This window comes from Psychroserpens mesophilus (genome assembly GCF_050617655.1).
GTDB classification, from domain to species: domain Bacteria; phylum Bacteroidota; class Bacteroidia; order Flavobacteriales; family Flavobacteriaceae; genus Psychroserpens; species Psychroserpens mesophilus_A.
This window is the reverse complement of the sequence record NZ_JBODQC010000396.1, coordinates 1-246: the sequence shown is the minus strand read 5'-3', so window position 1 is coordinate 246 and position 246 is coordinate 1. Positions and strand designations below refer to the sequence as shown.

General features: G+C 69.1%; 1 protein-coding gene. It reads right to left on the bottom strand.

Annotated features, from left to right (window positions below):
* Nucleotides 1–58: 58 nt before the first annotated feature.
* Nucleotides 59–246 (bottom strand): hypothetical protein (locus ACRHNM_RS17745; protein WP_431137964.1); only part of this gene is annotated, 188 nt, incomplete at its 5' end.

Below are 246 nucleotides of genomic sequence, written 5' to 3'. Positions count from 1 at the left end.
GTCTGCGCCGCACCACCACCGGTAGCGCCGGCCGCTGGCCGGCGCGCACCCCGCCTCCTCAGAAGCGGTACCCCACTTCCGCGCCGAAGATGCGTGGGCTGTCCACCGGGCCGTAGTAGTTGCCGTCGCGGCCGAAGGCCAGGTTGTCGAAAATCAGGCCGTTGATGCGGCGCTTGTTGGTCAGGTTCTGCACGAACACCCGCGCGCTCCACGGCCCGGTCTCATAACCCAGCTGCGCACCGAGCA